This window comes from Algibacter amylolyticus (genome assembly GCF_014202225.1).
In the GTDB taxonomy this organism is placed as follows: Bacteria; Bacteroidota; Bacteroidia; order Flavobacteriales; family Flavobacteriaceae; genus Algibacter_B; species Algibacter_B amylolyticus.
The window spans coordinates 676,339-699,209 of record NZ_JACHGE010000001.1 but is presented as its reverse complement, the minus strand read 5'-3'; the positions used below and the strand labels follow the sequence as shown (position 1 = coordinate 699,209).

Annotated in this window: 14 protein-coding genes; 1 reads left to right on the top strand and 13 read right to left on the bottom strand. The window is 34.6% G+C overall.

The genetic code is table 11. The features are described 5' to 3' along the window. Positions 1 to 894: a heme o synthase gene (cyoE, locus tag HNQ90_RS02890; protein ID WP_144115138.1), complete on the bottom strand. Its 894-nt coding sequence runs from the start codon at positions 892 to 894 to the stop codon at positions 1 to 3. 147 nt (positions 895 to 1,041) lie between these two features. On the opposite strand from cyoE, the gene HNQ90_RS02885 reads away from it, so the two are divergent. Next, positions 1,042 to 1,908 (top strand): MBL fold metallo-hydrolase, encoded by an 867-nt coding sequence (locus tag HNQ90_RS02885; RefSeq protein ID WP_144115137.1) that lies wholly within the window; start codon positions 1,042 to 1,044, stop codon positions 1,906 to 1,908. Between the two features lie 55 nt (positions 1,909 to 1,963). On the opposite strand, the gene HNQ90_RS02880 is transcribed toward HNQ90_RS02885, so the two are convergent. The 12 genes from HNQ90_RS02880 to HNQ90_RS02825 form a co-directional block, all read right to left on the bottom strand. Next, complete coding sequence (locus tag HNQ90_RS02880; RefSeq protein WP_144115136.1) at positions 1,964 to 2,257, bottom strand: hypothetical protein; 294 nt, start codon at positions 2,255 to 2,257, stop codon at positions 1,964 to 1,966. 435 nt (positions 2,258 to 2,692) lie between these two features. Continuing rightward, complete coding sequence (locus HNQ90_RS02875) at positions 2,693 to 4,408, bottom strand: amidohydrolase (RefSeq protein WP_144115135.1); 1,716 nt, start codon at positions 4,406 to 4,408, stop codon at positions 2,693 to 2,695. Between the two features lie 261 nt (positions 4,409 to 4,669). Further along, the gene (locus HNQ90_RS02870) at positions 4,670 to 6,784 is read right to left on the bottom strand and encodes a gliding motility protein RemB (protein ID WP_144115134.1); all 2,115 of its coding nucleotides are present in this window, start codon (positions 6,782 to 6,784) and stop codon (positions 4,670 to 4,672) included. Between the two features lie 203 nt (positions 6,785 to 6,987). Beyond that, positions 6,988 to 7,731, bottom strand: a complete 744-nt coding sequence (locus HNQ90_RS18065) for an energy transducer TonB (RefSeq protein ID WP_172625809.1) — start codon at positions 7,729 to 7,731, stop codon at positions 6,988 to 6,990. Between the two features lie 248 nt (positions 7,732 to 7,979). Further along, a complete protein-coding gene (locus HNQ90_RS02860) occupies positions 7,980 to 8,699 on the bottom strand; it encodes an energy transducer TonB (protein WP_144115132.1) in 720 nt (239 codons plus the stop codon). Between the two features lie 60 nt (positions 8,700 to 8,759). Then, positions 8,760 to 9,140: a VanZ family protein gene (locus tag HNQ90_RS02855; protein WP_183822287.1), complete on the bottom strand. Its 381-nt coding sequence runs from the start codon at positions 9,138 to 9,140 to the stop codon at positions 8,760 to 8,762. Next, the gene (gene gcvH, locus HNQ90_RS02850) at positions 9,133 to 9,513 is read right to left on the bottom strand and encodes a glycine cleavage system protein GcvH (RefSeq protein WP_144115131.1); all 381 of its coding nucleotides are present in this window, start codon (positions 9,511 to 9,513) and stop codon (positions 9,133 to 9,135) included. The genes HNQ90_RS02855 and gcvH overlap by 8 nt, the downstream gene beginning before the upstream one ends. Positions 9,514 to 9,759: 246 nt before the next feature. Then, on the bottom strand, positions 9,760 to 17,025 hold the full coding sequence (gene sov, locus HNQ90_RS02845) for a T9SS outer membrane translocon Sov/SprA (RefSeq protein ID WP_144115130.1): 7,266 nt from the start codon (positions 17,023 to 17,025) through the stop codon (positions 9,760 to 9,762). Between the two features lie 6 nt (positions 17,026 to 17,031). Then, complete coding sequence (gene ruvA, locus HNQ90_RS02840) at positions 17,032 to 17,613, bottom strand: Holliday junction branch migration protein RuvA (protein WP_144115129.1); 582 nt, start codon at positions 17,611 to 17,613, stop codon at positions 17,032 to 17,034. Positions 17,614 to 17,745: 132 nt separating this feature from the next. Then, positions 17,746 to 20,040 (bottom strand): NADP-dependent malic enzyme, encoded by a 2,295-nt coding sequence (locus HNQ90_RS02835; RefSeq protein ID WP_144115128.1) that lies wholly within the window; start codon positions 20,038 to 20,040, stop codon positions 17,746 to 17,748. Between the two features lie 155 nt (positions 20,041 to 20,195). Continuing rightward, on the bottom strand, positions 20,196 to 21,929 hold the full coding sequence (locus tag HNQ90_RS02830) for an alpha-amylase family protein (protein ID WP_144115127.1): 1,734 nt from the start codon (positions 21,927 to 21,929) through the stop codon (positions 20,196 to 20,198). Positions 21,930 to 21,940: 11 nt separating this feature from the next. Continuing rightward, positions 21,941 to 22,867, bottom strand: a complete 927-nt coding sequence (locus HNQ90_RS02825; RefSeq protein WP_144115126.1) for a carbohydrate kinase family protein — start codon at positions 22,865 to 22,867, stop codon at positions 21,941 to 21,943. Positions 22,868 to 22,871 lie beyond the last annotated feature (4 nt).

Below are 22,871 nucleotides of genomic sequence, written 5' to 3'. Positions count from 1 at the left end.
TTATCTAATAAATTTATCTACCACATAAATAATTTGCACCAGTGTAATATAAGATACACTTACTAGCATTAATTGTTTAGCAGCTTTTTCGGTCATTTTTTTAAATAAGCCAATAGCATAATACAGCATCCATAAGCCTGCTAGTAACACCAATACCATGGCTACAACAGATAGTTGTAACCTACCCGTAAACCCAAACACTGGAACGATAGATACTAATATGGTCCATATGGTGTACATAATACATTGTACAGCGGTTCCTTTATCTTGTTTTCCTGTTGGAAGCATAAAAAAGCCTCCTTTTTTATAATCATCGTACAAAAACCAACCAATAGCCCAAAAATGAGGAAACTGCCAAAAAAACTGTAAAGCAAATAAGGTTCCTGGTTCTATACCAAAATCGTTAGTAGCTGCTACCCAACCTAACATAAACGGAATAGCGCCCGGTATAGCCCCAACAAATACCGCAATAGGTGTTTTTGTTTTTAAAGGCGTATACATACAGGTATAAATAAAAATAGATATAGCACCAAACATAGCGGTTTGCTTATTTATGGTGTACAAAATACCAATACCTAAAATTGTAAAAAGCGTTGCAATTATAAACGCGGTGTTTACCGACATGTGGCCTGCAGGAATAGGTCTGTTTTTAGTCCTATCCATTAAAGCATCTAGATCTTTTTCTATAATTTGATTAAATGCGTTTGATGCACCAACCATAAAATACCCACCAAAAGCTAGTAGGGTTAAGGTTTTAAAATCGACCGTTTCTACACCAAGTAAATACCCCGCAAGCGACGAAAACACCACACTTAATGCCAATCGCATTTTCGTGATTTCTTTAAAATCTGATAGTACAGAAGGTTTTGCTATTGTAGTTTTCGACTTGCTCAATGGTCTATATCCTTGACGGCTTTAATATTGCGAGTGCAAAGATACTCTATAAAAGCAATTTCACCAATGGTTTTTAATGGTAAATTAAAACAAACCATACTCACCTAAAAAGTTGTATTTTTAGTAATCTAAAAAAACCGCTTAGAAATGAGATTTATAAAATCAGTTATTAGCATCGCCATATTTGGTATGGCCTTTGTAGGTTCTGCACAAAAAAAAGAGTTTACCATTACCACGCACCAACTTACCAACAACATTTATATGCTTGAAGGCCAAGGTGGAAATATTGGAATTTCTATTGGCGAAGATGGTGTTTTAATGATCGATAGCCAATTTGCTCCCTTAACACCCAAAATTTTAGCGGCCATAAAAAGACTAAGCGATAAACCTATTGCCTATTTAGCTAATACACACCACCATGGCGACCATACCGGCGGAAACGAAAACATTGCCAAACTACAAACACCTATTATTGCACACGACAATGTGTATAGACGCATTAAAGATAACCCGAAACAAAACGATGCATCGTTGCCTGTAATAACCTTTAATGATAAACTAAGTTTATATATAAACGGCGAGCAGGTGCTTATTTTTCATGTGGATAATGCACATACCGATGGCGACGCTATGCTATATTTTACAAAAAGCAACGTGCTACATACAGGAGACACCTTTTTCAACGAACGTTATCCTTACATCGATTTAAATTCTGGCGGATCTATTAATGGCTATATCAACGCTGTAAAAAGTGCTCTTATTTTAATTGACGAGGAGACTAAAATTATTCCTGGGCATGGCAACTTATCTAATAAAGCCGAATACAGCACCTTTTTAAATATGATGGAAAGTTTAAAAAGTACCATTGAAATCGAAATTAGCCAAGGGAAAACCGAAGACGAAGTGGCGGCAAATAGCGCGCTTACCAAAACCTACGACGACCTTAATTATGGCTGTTGCTTTATTTCTTCCGAAAAAATTAGACGTACGTTTTATAAGGGGTTGAAGGAGTAGTGTTTGGTTATAAATAAAATAATTATTTGTTTTATATAAATATTGGCACTGGAAATTATTTTTTTAATTCAACTATTTCACTCATTTGCGGGGTTTTTTCCGAATAAATTATTGTAATAGTGTCTCCCTCAAAAAAAGTTTTTTCAGAGTTTTCTTTTGTCGATGTATAAAATGTTTTATTTCCTACCTTATACTTTGCACGAACAGACCATACATCAGTCCTACTTTTTCTGATAAATAACCAGGCTTCATCGATTATTCCGTAAGTCATTTTCCCATACTCTTCCAATTCACATTCACTTTGAAAACTCAGAAAAAGCCCAAATGGTATTCCTAAAAATACAGACAAATAAGCTACTCTTTTTTTTTACTCTGTTGGCTAATGCCGTATTCTCGATGGCTTTGTACAAAAGATATGGAAGTAAAAAAAATATTGCTCCAAAAATCACCCATCTTATAATTCCTTCTCCAGAATAAAAAACATCTTTCGGTGTCACAAAGAGTATTAAACTCCAAACTAATAGATAAAGAAAAGCAAATATCAAAGTTGATTTCATTGCCGTACGTTCATTTTCATTCCCTTTTTGTTTGTTTTATCTTTGCCTCAGCTAGCGCAAGCATCTTGCTTGTGCCGTCAATAAATTAACCCTCAACTTTATTTTAACAATAAAACCTAAATTTTACTCGCTCATGAGGGCACGAGCGGGACGCTCGCGCTAGCAGAGGAGAATGTTTAGTTAGGTTTTCATTCTATATAATTTCAGAAAAATCTATTAGAGACTATTTAATCAGCCTTTTTATCATCAAAAACTATTTCTCCTCCAATAATTGTCATAACGACCTTAGTTTCTAATATTTGATTTTCCGGAATTGTCATAATATTTCTGTCAAGTATGGTGAAATCTGCCCATTTCCCAACTTCTATACTCCCTTTGTCATTTTCTTGAAATGCCGCATAGGCAGCATCCAATGTATAAGATCTGAGCGCTTGATTCCGTGTCATTTTCTGCAGAGGCTCGTAACCACCATCAGGCATTCCTTCTAGAGTTTTTCTGGATACTGACGCATAAAAGCCAGCCATAGGATTAAGGGGTTCTACGGGTGCATCGGTTCCGTTCACAATCTTTGCCCCAGACTTTAATAAGGTCTGCCATATATAGGCACCTTCCGTAATACGTTTCTCTCCTAGACGATCAATGGCCCAAGGTCTATCCGATGACATATGAATAGCCTGCATTGCTAGAATAACATCCAATTCAGCAACCCTAAGAATGTCCGCTGGGTCAAAATGTTGGGCATGTTCTATTCTAAATCTTGCGTCTTTTGAACTATTTGTAGATTCAGTTTTAAATGTGCTCTCATAAATATCCAAAACCTCACGAGTTGCTCTGTCGCCTATGGCATGTATACCCACTTGAAAACCATTTTTGTAGGCGTTATTGACAATTTTATTAATATCCTCTAACGGTGTAACATTATGACCATGCTCTCCGGGTGCATCCGTATATTCTTCCAATAACCAGGCACCTCTTGAACCTAAAGCCCCATCTGCCATTAGTTTAATAGAACGGATGGTTAGTTGATTGTCGTATAAGTTCTCTTGAATACCTTTCTTAAAACAATATTCTAGAAGTTCAGGTTGTGTTCCGCGAAGCATAACATACAGCCTTAATTTAATTAGGTTTTGTGAGGCCATTTCTTCATAAAGGTTTACCATGTAGCCACCTGAACCTGCATCATGAAATCCGGTGATACCATTTTTAAAGCATTCTTCTAAAGATAAAATTATTGCTTCTTTTACATTTTCCTTTGTAGGTTCAGGTAAATACTTGTACACTAAATCTCCTGCAGTTTCATTAAGAATTCCGGTTGGTTCACCATTTAAATCTAAAACTATTTCGCCTCCATCTGGTTGAGGAGTCTTGGAGTTGATCCCTGCAATATCCATCGCTTTATGGTTTATAATTATAATATGTCCAGAAGCATGTACAAGAATAACAGGATGATCTGGCACAGCAGCAGACAATAACTTATTTGTAGGATACCCATTGATTAATGTAGGTTGTGTAATCCACTTATCATGATGCCAACCAGTAGCTATAACCCACTCTCCTTTTGGCGTGCTTTTTGCTTTTTCGGCAACTTTTTTAATGGCCTCCTCATAACTCTTAGTTCCTCCTAAGTCAACTGCCAATAATTCATTTCCAATACTAAACAAATGGGCATGCCCCTCTATTAAACCAGGAACCATAGTCTTGCCCTTTAAATCAAAAAGTTGGGTTTTATCCCCTTTTAACTTCATGATACCTTCCTTACTGCCTACAGATAGAATTGAATCGGCTTTTACGGCTACAGCTTCCACCATTGGCCGGTTATCGTCCATTGTATAAATCTCTCCGTTAAAATAAATTTGATCTGCGAATGTGCCAACTTCAATGGTTTGTGCCTTTGAGTTTACACTTATAAGTAAAAAGAAAAGAAATAATGGAGTTAGTTTCATTGTGAGTTTATTTTGGAATTCATGATTCTTAGACTTGTTTAAACGTTTCGTTTAAGATATTTAAATTGTGCCAAACCCGCTATAAAATCACTTTTACATTTCACATCCCTCCAACAACTCAGGTTACAATTAGTTTTTTATAACTGTTATTCTATAAATATAAATAAATTTTCACAAAAAAACCCAATAGTTTCCATTGGGGTTTTTAATTTTATTTGCAACTTATAGTAGTTATGAGATTCACACCTATACAGGAATGTGTTAGTTATCGAAATACCAATTAAACAAATCGGTTCTAAGGCCAAAATTAAACCATACAGTATTATTTTTAAAGGTAGTGGCAGTTGTCGCTTCTGGATTAAAATTCCTAACGGTTATATCGGTAAACAATTTTAGGTTTGTTGCCGGGTTTAACACGTAGCCTGCTTGTATATTACCGTTAAAGGTTGTTGTTTTTATACCTTGACCAACTTCTACTCCCGTATCGAAAGGGCGTTCGTTGTAATTTCTATAGATATCGCCACCGTAACTAAAATCGTCGGTACCATCATTAAAATCTAATCCGCGCGTTCCAAAAATAAATTTAGCATCGCCAAACCAACGTTTGTAACGATAACGACCAATTATTACGGCCTCACTAAAGTTTGCGCCCCATAAATGCGCCATAGATTGGTTATTGTGTGCATAGTTTAACACTACGGTATTATGCGAATAGGTATAAGGACGCACGCGGTTATACTCAAACTGCAGCAATAAATTATCAACCTTAAACGCGTTATAATATTTAACACCTAGTTGGTAACCAAACTTGTTTTTCCAGCTTTTCTCGCCTGCTTTTACATCGCCTAGAGAGAATTCATCTAAAATAAACTGACTATATAAGTTTACATCATCGTTCCATTTATATTTTGCAGTTGCACCCATTAGCGCATTTCCGGCACCTTGACCAGTTTCAAACTCTATAGCTCTGTAAAATATAATAGGATTTAGGTAATTAACATCAAAACCACGGTCGTTGGAGTTTGTCCATAAAACCGACTCAAACAACCCTATATTTAAACGCTTACTAGCATTCCAGCTTAAATAATGGTTAGCAATGTATTTTGTTAAGAAAGCATTATCCACTTCAACAGCGTCTCTAACATCTTTTAACCACATCCAGGTATTGGTGTATTTTATTTTCCAAAACTTGGTATTTAATTTTAAAAACGGATGCGGACTCGCCACATCACTTAGCAATAACGATCTGTAACCGTCGCCAATAAAGTTTTTACCATGCCCAAATTGCAAGTTTATAAACTTAGCAGGCGCATAAGATAAATACGCTTCGGCCACCGGATAATCATAAGAATCGGTTTTAAAACGTTTGGCAATACCACGCCCAGGAATTATAGCTGGATCTGGACCAAAGGCTTTTAAACTTTCCGCATATCTATTTACATAATCGGCAAAGCGTCCTTGACTTTCAAACACCGAAGCATAGAAATTTAATTTTTTACCTAACCCACCTTGAATTAAAAACCCTCTCGTGTTATTATATGTAGTTCCGGCGTCTAAATTAGAGTCTGCCCCTACTTGTAAATCTAAAATAGGATCGACTGTAAACCAATAATCGTCGCTCTGTAATTGGACTAAATGTTCGTTCCAAAACTTTTTACCCAACCAAGTTTCGGTGTCTTTATATAGTTCTTTTTGTTCGGCTTCAAAATCGAAATATTTCGATACTTCTTCATACAAAAATGGTTTTGATGCGGTATGACTATTTGTACCAACCATATTCATTTGTCTATCAAAACGAGCATAGTCACTATGTGTAAATTGAATATTTAATTGACTTTTAAACGCTTGGTTTTCAAAATCTTTTAATTCTTTATTTACATTATCATATTCTTTTTTAGCAGCCAACTCTAATGGACTAATTGCTTTGGTAGCATTGACATTAGCGCTAGTAGTATTATTTACCCCTTCAGCCTGATTTACTAAAGGTATTTTTATAGGTAAGGAATATTGCTTAAAGGTACTTTTACCATTATAGGTTGCAGGTTGTACTTTTGGAAATTCTGAAAAAACACGTTTTGCCTCGTCCTTTAACTCACTGTAAATAGCATCTGTATATACAATTTTAAACTGCCCTGTGGTATCAACCTCAAAAACAACAACGACTTCGCCTTTAAAACCGGCTTCGGTAAGGTTTGTGGGCACCTTAAAATTGTTGTGAATTTCGTTATATACTTGGGTATTAAAACAGCTTTGTAAGTCGGAAATAGCTACCTCTTCGCAATTAGGGAATACTGGTGGCTTTTCAACAGAAAAAGCATCTTGAGCATAAAAATTATATTGAACTAAAAGTAGGACTAGTACAATGAATTGCTTCATGTTTAAGAATTATGGGTTAATTAAAACGTATTACTGCCGAAAGATACTATATTTTTAGATTCTAGTCCCATTTATACCTCGATAAGTACTTCTAAAAATAGGAGTTATAAAATAACTATTAGGCACAAATTAGTATTAAAATAAAACCGCTATTACATAAGTAACAACGGTTTTTAAAGCACGAAATTATAATTTGGTATTACTTATTGTGCATAGAATATTATAGGTAGTGTGTAAATAACCCCAATATTTTTATTATTCTGTTTACCAGGAATCATTTCTGGTATAAAATTAATGACCCTTGCAGCTTCCTCTTTTAATTTATCATGATCTGCTCGAGTTTTAACATTGGTGACTTTACCAGTTTTATCGATGGTAAACTGCACATCTATTTTTTGTTTTCCTTCCAAGCCGTATTGCGCAGCGATATCGCCACCATCAAATTTTCGTTGAATTAGCTTTCCAATTTTATCAGACATACACTTTTTACGTTCGGTATTGTTCTTAGATTTTTCGCAACCCGGATAGATTGGTACTTTCTGTACAAAAACAATAGAAACAGGCTCCTCATTTTCTGGGTTGTCGTCAACCACAACCGCTCCAGGATCTACTACAGGCGTTATGGGTTTCTGTTCTTCGGTAACGAGTTCTAGTGCTTCTTCTAAAGTAACATCATCGTCAACCTTTTTAATTTTATTAATAAAAACAACTTTCTTTTTAGGCTGTGGTTTTACCTCTGGTTTTAGCAATTCTTCAATTTTAATATTGTTAATTGAAATTTCCTCAGGAATATCTGGAGGCATTAACTGCACCACTGTGGGTATTGTAGTCTCGAATTTCATTTCCAACAACCCAAAGGAAATTAGCAAACATACAATTAACCCAATTTGAAAATAAAGGGTTGAGTTTTTTTGTAAATTTGCATCATGCTTTTGTGATTTTTCCACGATTTTCTCATTTTGCCGAATGAGATCGTGAGTTTTCTTTTGATTACTCATAATAATTAGAATTTAAAATGTTAATATTATGCTAAAGTCACAATAAGCATACCAAAAAGAAATCCCGTTACAGTTTTGTAACGGGATTTTATATTAAAATGAGTTAAAAGAACGCACTGTTTTCAATACCTCTAAAAACAAAAAAACCTCGAAGTTAGCTTCGAGGTTTTTAATATATAAGTAAAACTTATGTTTTCTTAATCTTGTACTTGGAAAATAATTGGTAACGAATATGGAACGTTTACCGGCTTACCACGTTGTTTTCCTGGTTTCATTTGTGGTAGCAATCCAATTACTCTTTTTGCTTCCTTCTCTAAACCTGGGTGTGGTGCTCTTGCACGAATACCTGTAACTGTACCTGTTTTATCAATTTTAAAGATAACGTTTATACGCTGTCTTCCAGATAAACCTAAGTCGCTAGCCAACTCAGTATTAAACTTTTTATTTACAAACTGAGATATTTTTTTAGACATACAATCTCTCTTTTGAGTATTGCTTCCTTTTTCACATCCTGGAAAAACTGGTACGTTTTCAATAACTGAAAATGGTACATCAATATCTTCCTCTATCTCTGCAACCTCTACTTCTTCAACCTCAACAATTTCTGTTTCTTGATCAACCTCTGTAGATTCGATTACTGTTTCTTCAATTTCTACTTCATCTTCAACAATCTCGATCACTTCTGGCGCTGCAGGTGGTGGTGGAGGTGGTGGAGGTGTTTGTAATTGTTCAGTAATTGGGATTTCTTCATCCTCAATTTCTTCAAGATCTAATTGTCCTATATCTATTTCAACTTTATCATAAGTTTTGTAATTGATTGCGTAATTTGTTAAGAACAACATTAACGCTAATCCAATTGCGAAGTAAAGTGAACTGTTACGTCCAACATTTGCTTGGGGATTTTTTTTAGGTTCCATAATTTAAATCGTTTATCAAGATTGCTAAAATAACTATTTATTTATCAAAAAAGCAAGCCTTTAAGAGTTTTTAATATGTAATTGGTTTTTAAACCACAATACGGTTGCCGCAATTAAGGCTCCTAAAGTATTAGCTAAGGCATCGTAAACATCTAAGGCTCTTGAAGCTGTCATTGTTCCTTGTAAAATCTCAATAACTATGCCAAATAAAACGGCGAAAATAAAAGCATAAATTAAAGCTTTCCTTTTTTTAAAATTAAAGGTAAAATACAAGGCAAAATACCATAATACAGCAAAAAGACTGTAAGCTAAAAAATGAAATATTTTATCGCCAAAAGATATTTCTAAATCTGGAAGGCGACCATCTAAATTAATTAAGCTTACTACTGCTAATGCAATGGCATATACTAAGGCTACAATAAAAGTTGCTTTTTTAAGCACCAATTAAGGCTTTATAATCATCGGCAGATAATAATCCTTCTGCTTGCGATAAATCCGAACATTTTAATTTTATCATCCAACCTGCTCCATAAGGATCCGAGTTTACCACTTCTGGTTCATCCTCTAAACCTTCATTAAACTCAGTAATCTCACCAGTTAATGGTAAAAATAAATCAGATACCGTTTTAACCGCTTCAACAGTTCCAAAAACCTCATCGGCTTCTAAAGTTTCATCAACAGTTTCAACCTCAACATAAACAATATCACCTAATTCACTTTGTGCAAAATCGGTAATTCCAATGGTAGCAACGTCGCCAACTAACTTAACCCATTCGTGGTCTTTCGTGTATTTTAATTCAGCAGGAATATTCATTTTATAATTTTAATATATTTATTTAACAAATGTATTTATTCGCAATCACTTTTCAAACCTCAAACCGGTAATTAACAAGCTTATTTTTTTGGGCGCTACCACTAGGGTCGGGCTATCCAATACAAGTCCTCGCACCTCCTTCGTCGGGCTGTGGGCTTTCCTTTACTATCCCTAGCGCGGGGAAAACCTTAAATATAGTAACTAATACTAAATAAAAAGACTTTTGTGTTACTTGGTATACCTTAATTAGTTCCCAAAGTTATAACGTACTGTAAACCCAGATCGAATAGTAGTTTGCGGGAAGGCAGTAGATATAGCATAATCAGAGAACGTATAATCAAAATAAAAAATACCAGTTAGGTTTTTACTAAAGGCATAATCTGCCGAGTATTTTAAGCCCCAAATAGTTTGACCCGATGTAATTTGATTATTTTCTAAATCTAAATATCTAATTATGGTTTTATTATCTCTTACCGAAATATCTGCCTTCATATTTAAATCGCTAACAATACGTTTTTTTGGTCCTGCTAATTTCGATCTAATACGTAAATCTTTAATCCTATACCCTAAACCAAAAATGTACTCGTTGCCTTGTACCTCTGTTAACAGGTTGTTATCAAAACTTAAAGACAACATTCTATCTTTTTTAATTTCAGCTTGTACCCTAACCGAATTATTCATTTCCATATCAATTCTAACCAACGGACTAAACAATTCTGTTAAGTTAATATTACTAAACAGTCTTTCGTTTTTAAAATTACCAGATTGATCTTTTGATGCATCCGATTGATCTGCATAAGCAACACCTGGCGTTGGTGGTGCCTCATTACCTAACCCGTTTGGATCTATATTTAAATTGGTGCTAAACTGATTTATAGTGTAAGCCGAACGGTAACCATGCGTTAAAGAAAAACGTTTAAAACGCTTTTTAAACCAACCAAACTTCATGAATCCTGTATATTTTAAATCCCAGTTAGGAATTGGAATATCTCTAAAAGCTCCTGTTTGTACTTTATTAGCATCTTGACCAGAATACGCTGCTAAAAAGGCTGGCAACAATACTTTCTGGTTGTTTTTACCAAAACCTAAAGGAAAGTTAGTTTCCGGATCTCTATCATAAGTGGTTGTGCCATAAAACTCTTCGGCTAGTCGTTCTGCTACTTTTAATCTGTTTGCTCTAAAATCATCAAAAGCATCCGATCGTAATTCATCACTTTGGCTAAAGGCTGTTTTAATTAAAACCGTCGATATATTAAAGTTACCAAAGGTATTTGGTGTTAATGGGTTGTATATACCATTATCAACTCTGTAGTTCTCTGTAAAATTTTCGTAATACGCTCTGTTACCCACAATATCAATTTTTAAATCTTTAACAGGTTGTAAACTTGCCGAAATATCTAATTGTTTTGTGTTTGTAGATGTAAATTGTTGGTTAAACTCATCGAAAGTTGTTAGCCAACCACGTCTTGCAGCTAAATACCTAACATCGCTTTGGCTACCAAATGTAAAACCAACTGTTGGTTTTAAGGTCCCTACAAATCCTGGAGTGTTTAAATATCCTGGTAAATACATACCATTATTCTCGGAGTAGTTAACTTGAATTCTTTTTACACTTGTTAAAATATCTACACCAGCATTTAACAATTTGGTAAGGCTTTGGTTTTTAACTCTAGACGTCTTCTTTTTAGTGTCTTTCGCATCGCCTCCCGGAGGTGCCCCGCCTGGAGTTGTTCTAGTTCTTACACGTCTAATTGGTTTTTTAACCAAACCTATATACTTGTAAAAGCGATTCATATCCAACGAGGTGTTGATATTATGAACGTTTGAATTTTGTACCGTGTTTCCTAAATCGTAAGTCACACCATCAACCTCTAAACTACCATATAAATCTGAGCCTTTTTGCCATTGAAAACTACCTGTATATTGATACGTGGCATCAATAAAGCTAAACATTGGTAATTTATTAAGTGGTAATTGGTAAGTAACCCCTAAATTTTGCGTTTGCCTGTTAGGGTCTCCAATATCCATTAAACCATCCCAAACATCTAATTCATCGTCCTGTTCACCTGCAATTAAATCATTGTCTTTAAAATAATTTCTAACAATATTATTATTAGCCGCAGTAAAATTGAATTGTAACGATCTGGTTAAATTATAATTGATAGCGTATTGAAAATCAAATGTATAATTTCTTCTGAATAACTCTTCAATACCAATATTACCACTATCTGCAGTTAAATCTATTTCTCTAAACTTTTGACGATTAAACTGTCTATTAATATCCGTATTAATTGTAAAGCTTGTTGGTAATAAATTAAAATTAAACTCCTTTAATATTTTCCAGTATTTACCAGTAAAAAGCGAATCGTTTTTCTTGAAAGGCTCAATAGTAATAGGATTAAAATTGTGTGCATAATTAGCACCAACACGTAACGTTTTACTAACCGAGTTCTCAATCTCGAAATCTCGGTGTTGTACTTTGTTATAGGAATAGTTTAACGTTACATTTTCTACATCGTAAAAACGCGGTTTCTTATCTGTAGTTCTGGTTTTTCTTACGCCTATAAAGTTAATACTTTGGCGTTTTGTGTAATCTTCAGATTGCTGTCTTATGGTTTCTTTTTCTTGTTCGGTTTCTGCAGCATCTATACGAGAATCTAGAGTTAAATCCTCATAAAATTGATCGTATTTTGGTGTTACTAACTCTTCGCTTTGCGAATAATTAAATGGCACCTGTATACCCCATTTTTTTGGTAATAATTGACCAACATTTATATTGGTAACCACATCATATTGTTTCACATCTTCCAAACTACGTTGACTTGGTCCTTGTTCTATAGATCCAAAACCAGAGGTGCTTTGTCTTCCCGTAGCACTAATGCTAGCAAAGTCTGCAATATTAGTATCCATACTTACTACAGCAGCCCAACCACCTTCGTTATCCAAATCGGATAAGCGCAACTCATTAAACCAAACCTCAGCACAAACATCGTCACTTGATGTTGCATTCTTAACACCAACCATAAGTGTTCTAATATCTCCAAAATTAGGATTTCCTTTTATTCCTACACGGTGTTGCCCAATTTCATAACCATCAAAAGGATCTGCTACCAGAACAATTTCTCCATCTATCACATCATAAAACGTAGGGTCTTCGTTGCTTAATGTCATATCTGAAATACCTTGGGCTTTAATTTTCCCTAAAATATCTACAGGTAAATTAATCTCATTTGATGTTGGCCATAAGGTGGATGTTGAAACTTCTAAGGGAATTTCTATTTGATAATAATTTTCGGTTAAATCATTACCCATTCTAATAAAACCAACCAATTCTTTATCTGATAAAGTACCTATACCAGACTCGCCATCTTCGGCATGCATAAACATTCGCATACGTTTATATTGACGCATGTCTAGATTTATGTTTTTGTATACTGCTCTTGAATCTTCAGTTTCTAAATTACAAACCTTAACTACTAAAGATTGCTCGTTTTGGCTAACCACTGTGTTGTTATTATACAGCTCTTCTGGCTCAATTCCTGGAGGTCTTTGGTAACTTCCTTCGTTTTCAATTGTACCAATTACACCAACTGAGAAATCGGTATTATCATCATCTGGATCATCATCATTAAATTCTAACGACTGGGTATAACGTCTCCAATCACTTCGAACTAAATCTAAAGTACCAAAACGAAAAATAGTAGCTTCTTGAAAATCTTTAAGGTAAATTCTAGCAAACCTTACCGAACGTAAATCACTTATTCCACCTACAGCCTTAACATGACTACCTTCTACAGGAATTCTAAATTGATACCATCTTACGTTAACAGATTCGCCATTGGGAAGTGTACGTGGTTGATCTTTAAAATCTCTTAAAAATTCCTTTAAAGGATTTCCATTAGGAATATTATCGAAATCGGCTTGACTCTGAGGTAAATTAGTTCTATTAAGATCTAATTCATATTCGTAATAACTATCAATCGTGTTCATGGTGTTATCACGATTTATATCCTCTACATCTGGTTGTGTATTGGCTGCTCTATCGGTATCTGAAAACGTATCAGGTGTATTACCTTCTACACCATTATACCTTTTATAACGCTCGAAAATATCTCCACTAGTATTTAAAAAATACGAGTAATTATCCTTTGCAGGATCCTCTCCAAATTGCGATCCAAATTTTGCTATCTCATCCGCATCATTATAACCATCGTATCCAACATCTTGATTAGTTCGTTCATCACCAGTACTATCAAAGGTATAAAGTAACGATTGGTTTTGAGGAACAACAGTACCCCAAGATGTTTCGTTTAACAAACTAATATCGCCATCTTTTGGTAAGCCGTTTTCATATAGTTTTTTTCCATCCTTAATAATATCTTCTGAAATATTACCTAGGTTAAATACTAATTTACCTCCCGGATTTGATGGGTTATCTTGAAACGGATCTTGTAACCAGAAATCGATATATTCTACATTTTGTTGCTCAAAATCGGTAGAGGTTAATTGCCTTGTAATACCTGCCCATGAATCTTGAGGAGTAGTAAGCATTTCATTATTAATATTGGTGGTCTGGAAGTTATAAGGTCCACGCTCTTCTGGATAGTAAGCTAAATCTAAAGTATAAATTACTGAGTTTTGCCCTTGAACTAAGTCTTGATTAGGGAATAATTCATTTATAAATACACGACTTGTATATAAACTAGATACATCTTCATCTGAAATTTCATCTGGTCTTTGCGAGCTATAAAATATAGGATCGATAGTATACCAATTTAACAAGGCTCTGTTATAACCATTCTGAATACCTGCTTGATCTTCAAGCTCACTGTCGTCGCCATCGCCATCAATATCTAGCGGTCTACTAGATAAAAACCAAGATTGTTGCGAGGTTAAATCGATGCTATTTTGCGAGCCTTCAAAATCGTCAATATACGATGTGGCTTCGCCTTCTAAATCTGTTCCTTTTGGTGCTCCTGGAGCTAAATATGCAAACTCGCCACGAAGGGATAAGTTAGACTCCACATCGGTATCGATATTTGGCAATTTATTAGCCAAACGAGTTAAAAAAGGTACTTTGGTAGAAAAGTTTCCATTTAAACCAAAAATGGTATTGTTTATTGATTCTGAACCGTAATTGGCTTTCTGTGTTATTGGTCGTTCGTTTAGGTTTAATAATGTAGCTCCTAAAAGAAAATTTTCGTTGAATTTATGTTCTACATTTATTCCGGTAAAACGTTTAGTTTGTTGCCCGAATACGGCATTATTTTCGGTTGATACTTGAATTGGTGTATTTGATGCTTCTAAAGATGCATCTAAAATTTGAACCCTACCTAGTTGATAATTTACGGTATAGTCGATACCTTCAACTAATACACGCCCACCAGCAGTTACGCGGACAGATCCTCTTGGAACATTAAATGCTCCTATAGGAATACCATCGCCTCCTCCAGAAGATTTATAGCGCCCTTTTAATTTGAATTTATTTTTTTCAGCTTCCTCTAAAGCAGCTGTTTTTGTACTTTTATAAAGCACATCGTACACGTATTTTTTCTGATCCTCATTAAATCCCCCATTATCTTCATCGTCATATTTAGTACCACCACCTAAAACATTATATAAATACTCTCCAAAAGGCTCAGCGCTTGTAAACACAATTTTTCCGTTTTGAGGAATAACGGTGATGCCCGATACAAAATCGAAAAAACCATCGCCTCGAGATTGCGGATCGTTATTAAAGTTTAATTTATCTAAGTTGAAAACCCTTAGTAATGGTGAGTTTTCAATAAGATCGTCACTTGGTGTATTTGTAGTAACAGGGTTTCCGTTAATATCTAACTCGAAACTAGCACCAACAGGCGTAATAAAGTTAAGCGGAGAAGCTTCGTTATAAAAAATGTTTAATGTAAAATCATCTTGACTCAAGTTGTAAGCACCCGTATCATAGATATTTTTCATCATTAAATCCCAAATAGGCTGCTTCACATTGGTAATACTACTCTTTAACATTTTTAAAACCAAGGCGGTATTTACTACCGAAGTCACCTGGTTATCGGCGTTAGTTTCCACTTCTGTAGCCTCCAAACCATCGTTAGCAAATTCACCTACTTGATAAACCTTACCACCAACGGTGTATTGATATGCCACCGCTAAAACCTCATCATTACTAAGTCTTTGACTTAATGAAATGTAACCTAGCTCTGTATTTAATGTATATTCTTGACCGCTAATTAATTTTCTTGCATTTTCAAGTTTAGCATAATCAGCTCCTTCATCAACTTCATTATTTAAAGTCCCAAAACCCTGATCTGCTGTAGAAATATCTCTAATTTGTTGGGTTAAAACTGAACCACCAGTTGTAATTGTTAATGGATTAAATCCATTATTACCATTATCTGGAAAAGCCCCTGGAGCAGCAGATATAGGTACCGATGTAGAATAGGTTTTATCGCTCTCTCCAATATCTTGAAGCGCTACAATATTTCTAACATTTTCTGTTCTGTTACTTCTATTAGTCACCCAAACTTCCAATCTTGTAATTTGTAAACCTTTATTGTTTACAAAAGGGTAGTTTGCCAAAGCCGAATCGTATGTATCTCTAAAGTATTGTGCTAGGAAGAAGTGCCTGTTTTCATCGTATTCTCTAATAAAAAACTCAAAATCTTCTAGCGTCCCTCCACCTTGAGCTACCACGGTATTGGCTTGCGATTTTTGTTCGGAAAACACACCTGTTACGGTTGTTTTTCCGAATTGTAATTGTGCCTTTACACCAAATAAACTTTGCGCTCCTGTAATTAAAGAGCTATTTAAAGGCATACTTACATTACCAACTTCAATTTTTTGAAGAATATCATCTTCAGTTGGTGTGTATTCTAATTTTATAAGTTGCTGAAAATCAAATGTAGATTGTGTGTCGTAATTAGCATTAACCTGAAGCCTTGTACCGACTTTACCTAATAAACTTAAACTGATACGCTGGTCGAAATCGAAAGTAAAATTACTTCTATTTCGTGGTGAAAACGATGGATTATCTTGTTTTGAAAAAAGAACACCTAAATCCATTTCTACCGATCCTTGCGGAATAACCTCGATAACGTCACTTCCAAAAATACTGGTGAAAAAATCTGATTTTACATAGAATTCGGGCAGTAAGTTTTTCTGAGTTTCTTCTGAACCTTCCTTTTTACCTTCAAAAGCATCAATTTTCTCTTTGTAGTAGCTTCGTAAATTTTCTTTAGCAACTAACGCGTAGTACTCTTTTGGCGTAAGTATAACCGGATAATTAATATTAAAACTACCTATTTTTTCGGTATAAATATACCTATCCGTTATGGGGTCGTAAGTATATTTAGACTCCACACTATTAGGATTAGGCACTTTTATTTTCCCTAAACTAAATCCAGTTTGTACAGAGTCTTGTTCTGGTTGTTGAGACCAAGCAACAAAAGAATAACAAAGCAGAAATGCTAATAGGAATGTTTGTTTAGTAAGTTTATAGTTAGTTTGGTTCAAAATATATTATAAATTTTTTAAGGCCTGCTTTATAATAGTTTCTACATCGGCATCTGGGTGTCCTATCATAATTTTATCCACAACACGTTCTGCTTGTTTTTTAACAAAACCAAGCACTTCTAAAGCAGATAACGCTTCATCTTTGTTGGTATTGCCTTGAGGCATAGAAACATCGTCAATATCGTAAATCTTTAAGATTTTATCTTTTAAATCTAAAATAACACGTTGCGCGGTTTTAGCTCCAATACCTTTTACAGATTGAATTAATGCTACATCTCCACTAGCGATACCTTCTCGCAATTGTTTTGGAGTTAATGATGATAACATAGTACGGGCAATACTAGAACCAATACCACTTACAGAAATTAGTAATCTAAAAACCTCGCGTTCACCAATAGAAGAAAACCCATATAATGTATGAGAGTCCTCTTTAACCTGTAAATGTGTATATAATTTTAAAAGCTCGCCATCTGGAAGTTGAGAATAGGTATGCAATGATATGTTTAGCATATACCCTACGCCATTACAATCAATAACAACATGTGTTGGATTTTTTTCGGTAAGCTTTCCTTGAATATGTGTTATCATAAAATGTTAATCGTTAACCCCCAAATGTAATAAAATTATTAACATTTAATTTATATCCTATTTACTAATCGACATTCCAGCAATAAATTAGCTGATTTTCTATTTAGCTTTTAACGTAATTACTTGTTAGTCCTACAACCCCGGGTTTTCTTTTTCCCATTTTTCCTTGTTCTGAGCATCAATAACTGCAATGGCAGCCATATTTACAATTTCATCAACACTTGCTCCTAATTGAAGGATATGGACGGGCTTGCGCATACCCATCATAATTGGACCTATTGAATCTGCTTCGTACAATTCTTTAAGTAACTTATAAGTAATATTTGCTGAATCTAGATTTGGAAAAATAAGTGCATTTACTTTTTTACCAGCCAGTTTTGAAAACGGAAAACGCTCCTGAAGCATCTCGTCGTTTAAAGCAAAATCTGCCTGTAATTCACCATCTACAATCATCTCCGGATAATTTCTATGCAACATAGAAACAGCCTCTCTTACTTTTGATGCTTTTTCACTAATGGACGACCCAAAGTTAGAATAAGACACCATAGCTAATACTGGATTTAAGCCAAACATTTTAATTACTCTATCGGTCATTTGAGTAATTTTAGCTAATGTCTTAGCATCTGGATCTATATTAATTGAGGTATCACTTAAAAATAAAGGCCCTCTTTTTGTCATCATTAAATTGGTAGTTGCCGCTCTACTCACTCCTGGCATAAGACCAATAAGCTCTAACATAGGTTTAAGAACCGTTGGGTAATTACGAGAATATCCAGAAACAACAGCATCTGCATCGCCTTCATTAACCATCATAGCTGCAAAATAATTACGCTCACGCATTAATCGTTGCGCCGAATAGTAGGTTACACCTCTGCGTTTACGTTGCTCCCAATAAACTTTAGCATATTTATTTTTACGTTCGTTTTCTTCTTCTGTTTTAGGATCTATAATAGGAATATCTGCGTCAAATTCAATTTCTTTCATTAAGGCTTCAATAGTTTCCTTTCTACCTAAAAGAATTGGCATTGCAACACCATCTTCATGCACTATTTGTGCTGCTTTTAAAACATCTAATTGGTCTGCTTCGGCAAAAACAACACGCTTAGGGTTAAGTTTCGCACGATTTAATAATAATCTAATTAACTTATTATCGGAACCTAAACGTTCTCTTAAAGTATCTTCATACTTCACCCAATCGGTAATAGGGTATTTTGCAATACCACTATCCATAGCTGCTTTTGCCACCGCTGGTGGGATTTCGGCAATTAAACGCGGATCGAACGGTTTTGGAATAATATAATTTTTACCAAAAGTTAATCGCGTTTCACCATAGGCAATATTTACTTGCTCTGGCACAGGCTCTTTAGCTAACTTAACCAAAGCTTTTACTGCTGCCATTTTCATGGCTTCGTTAATACCAGTTGCGCGAACATCCAAGGCTCCTCTAAATATAAACGGGAAACCTAAAACATTATTTACTTGATTAGGATGGTCACTTCTTCCTGTTGCCATTATAATATCCTTACGAGTAGCAATTGCTAAATCGTATTTAATTTCAGGATTTGGATTAGCCATAGCAAAAACGATAGGGTTTTTAGCCATGCTTAGTAACATCTCTGGAGTAACAATATCTGCCATAGAAAGTCCGATAAAAACATCGGCATCTTTCATAGCTTCATCTAGTGTATCTATTTTTCTATCGGTAGCAAATTCTGCTTTTTGAGAAGATAAGTTTCCTCTATCTTTTCTAATAACGCCTTTACTATCCAGCATTACCATATTTTCACCTTTGGCACCAAAAGCTTGATATAAACGAGAACATGAAATAGCAGCAGCCCCAGCACCGCTAATTACTATTTTTACGTCTTCAATTTTTTTCTCTGATAACTCTACAGCATTTAATAAGGCTGCCGCCGAAATTATGGCAGTACCATGCTGGTCGTCATGCATTACCGGAATATCCAGCTCTTCCTTTAAACGTCTTTCAATTTCAAAAGCTTCAGGCGCTTTAATATCTTCAAGATTAATACCACCAAAAGTTGGCGCAATATTTTTTACAGTTTGAATGAATTCTTCAACATTTTCAGTATCAACTTCAATATCAAACACATCGATATCCGCGAAAATCTTGAAAAGCAACCCTTTTCCCTCCATAACAGGTTTCCCCGCCAAAGCACCAATGTTCCCTAAACCTAAAACGGCAGTACCGTTAGAAATTACAGCAACTAAATTCCCTTTAGATGTATAGCGGTATGCATTTTCTTTATCTTTTTCAATTTCTAAACAAGGTTCTGCAACACCAGGTGAATACGCTAAAGATAAATCTCTTTGACTTGCATATTTTTTGGTTGGCACCACTGCAATTTTTCCAGGAGTTGGTTTTGCGTGGTATATAAGGGCTTCTCTACGTTTGCTTTCTTCGCTCATAATATGGTTAATTAACTAAACGAACAAAGATAATAATCCTATGAAAGCATACACCTATTCTAATGAAAAATTGATATTTCTTTTTAAGAAATATCAATTCTCAATTATTATCATAAAAGCTTTAATGATTTACAAACACATTTAAGGATTAAAGCCTAGAATTTCATTGTTTTAACAACGCCTCCTTCGGAATAATTAATACTAAACGAACCTGTTTTTAAATTTGCTTTTAACTGCGTAAATTCATTTTCATTGTGCCATTTAAAATCCATTTCTTCATGAGAAGTTTCAGTTATTTTAACCGTTCCAGAAAAAGCTTTAGATGTATTTCTTAACTTAAGAAGCTCTAGTTGATTAAGTACTACAGGTTTTTTAAGACCGTTTTCTACGTCCTGCATAGTTAAAGTAGTTCTGTTTATTTCCTTATGTCCTGCATCTCCACCTTTGTCTGCAGCCTCATAATCATTTATACCTGCAAAAATATCTAAGTACCAAATTTGAGGAATCCCTGGCATGAATATTTGAATAGCTCGTGCCAATAATAGCTTCTGCTCATCTTCACCCAATGCACTAAAAAACGTAGCATTAACTTGATAGTAAGATATTTTTTTACCCGATGGTCCGTAAAGATTTTTTACGCGTCCGCCACGATCCATGATTTTAGTCATGATACCCTCTATTTCTTCATCTTGCAGTAAACCTTTGTTGTAAACACCATTAACATCTTTTCCTTTTAAATCTAAAACAGGAATACCATCATGACAACCAAGCATATTTACGGTTTTATATCCTTTATCTATAATTTCGTTAGCCCATTTAATTAGTGCGCTACTATTACCTGTTTCAATAGTATGAATGGTTAATCCTGGAAGAAAAAAATCGTAAATATAATAGCCTTCGTTTGCAACCTCATCGTGTAAATGCAAACCATATTCCGCATGAATTTCTGGTAACACCATTAAATCATTCTTTTGTGCTATTTTCTTGATAGCCTCTAAATGCTGCCAAGTTCCGGGTTTATTAAAAAAGTTAGTTTGCCCTATTTCTTTGTGTAAATACGCAAAGGCATCTAACCTTAAAATTTTACCACCAAATCCGCTTACTTTTTTTAGGGTTTCTTCATAAAAGTCCCAAACCAAAGGCGAATTAGCATTCACATCCATTTGGCCTAAATACGTGCATTTTTGACGTACAATTTGAATGATTTCCTTTTTAAATGGGTTACAATCTTCAAAATCTACTTGAGTCAATTCTTGCTTTGCTTCTATGGCAACATTCACTTTTTTTACAATGAAAGTAGCCTGCTTCTGGTTTAAACCCGCTATACTTTGTAAATCTTGGACATCTATTTTATTAACCGTAATTTGCTGATAAAAGGTATTCCAATATGGTTTTTCTGTACCATCGGGAAAAGGCACTTTTAATATTGGCAAACCCGATTTCCTCATAAATAGTTTATTGAGAAATTCTTCTTTAGGAACAATTACACCATTATCTCCCATTTCACCTTGTCCTTCCCAAAAGGTATTCCAATTGATAAAAAAATCTTTGTATTTAGAGTTTCCACCATGCTTTAATAAATCTTTAAACTGAGGTGAGGCTACAGATAAATGATTTAAAACAATATCAAACTTTAATTGAATATTTAGCTTTTCTAAATCTGCTAAATCATCTTCTGAAACTAAATCTTTATTGATGTTATAATCAATTACCGAAAACCCTCTATCTAAATCGCTATTAAAAAACGTTGGAAGCACATAAAACAAAGAGAAAACATCCTTGAATTCTGGCATTTTCAACATAGTAATGGTATCCTTTAAATTCACACCTATACTATCTGGGTAAGCATTAAGCATTACACCATTGGTTATTTTATTTTCTTTCGACATTGTTTTTAAGTTTACAAAAGTTCTGATAAAATATTAATGTTATCGGGCAGTCTCCCTACGTTTTGAAGTTTTAAAGCTGCTAATTTTAATGCAATTTGCAAGCATTCTTCAACAGGTTTTTCTTTTATGTGAGCAAATAAAAAGCCAGACCAAAAAGCATCGCCTGCACCTGTAGCATCCATAACTACATCTATTTTTATGGCTGGTAATTCTATAATTGCTTTACCTTTTTGAGCTAATTTTACGCCTTTACTACCCAAAGTTAAACAGACTGTATCGACCCCTTCGTTATGGAAAAATTCAAATATGTTTTCATGAGGTAAATCTTGCTCAAAAAGTCTAGACATATCATCCTCACTAACCTTTACAAGTGGGTTAAATTTACAATATGCTTTAATGACTTTAAGGGCTTCCTCTTGGCTATCCCAAAGTTTTTTAGCATAATTTACATCTATACTTAGTTTACACCCTAAATTAAAAGCTTCTTTAGCTTTATTTAAAATAGTTGACTGCGCAGGATTTTTACTTAATGCAAAACAGGTTGTGTGATACACTTTAGAATTTGATAGTGTTTCTTTAGAAATTTGATCTTCTGATATACAAGAATCAGCCTCTCTAAAAGGGATGAAATCTGGCGTACCGTCTGTTCTAGAAACAAATATTACACTAGTAGGCTTATTATCAATCATTTTAACATTATCGATAACAACTCCAATTTCACTTAACCTTTCAAAAATATATTCGCCAAAACCATCTCTACCAACGGTTGCTACCATTACAGAGTTTAAGCCTAATCTAGCAGAATTCATTGCTACATTTGCTGGAGAGCCTCCCAAATACCTATGATAATCTCTTGTGTTGTTGATTAACACTTCGGTTTGATGTCCAATAAAGTCGACAAGTACTTCGCCAACACATAGAATGTCTATGTTTTTCATAAAA

What these genes read in the sequence shown, in the direction of transcription:
- HNQ90_RS02885 (WP_144115137.1), top strand. Translation starts at nt 1,042, where the DNA reads ATGAGATTTATAAAATCAGTTATTAGCATCGCCATATTTGGTATGGCC.
- HNQ90_RS02875 (WP_144115135.1), bottom strand. Translation starts at nt 4,408, where the DNA reads ATGAAACTAACTCCATTATTTCTTTTCTTTTTACTTATAAGTGTAAAC.
- HNQ90_RS02870 (WP_144115134.1), bottom strand. Translation starts at nt 6,784, where the DNA reads ATGAAGCAATTCATTGTACTAGTCCTACTTTTAGTTCAATATAATTTT.
- HNQ90_RS02860 (WP_144115132.1), bottom strand. Translation starts at nt 8,699, where the DNA reads ATGGAACCTAAAAAAAATCCCCAAGCAAATGTTGGACGTAACAGTTCA.
- gcvH (WP_144115131.1), bottom strand. Translation starts at nt 9,513, where the DNA reads ATGAATATTCCTGCTGAATTAAAATACACGAAAGACCACGAATGGGTT.
- ruvA (WP_144115129.1), bottom strand. Translation starts at nt 17,613, where the DNA reads ATGATAACACATATTCAAGGAAAGCTTACCGAAAAAAATCCAACACAT.
- HNQ90_RS02835 (WP_144115128.1), bottom strand. Translation starts at nt 20,040, where the DNA reads ATGAGCGAAGAAAGCAAACGTAGAGAAGCCCTTATATACCACGCAAAA.
- HNQ90_RS02830 (WP_144115127.1), bottom strand. Translation starts at nt 21,929, where the DNA reads ATGTCGAAAGAAAATAAAATAACCAATGGTGTAATGCTTAATGCTTAC.
- HNQ90_RS02825 (WP_144115126.1), bottom strand. Translation starts at nt 22,867, where the DNA reads ATGAAAAACATAGACATTCTATGTGTTGGCGAAGTACTTGTCGACTTT.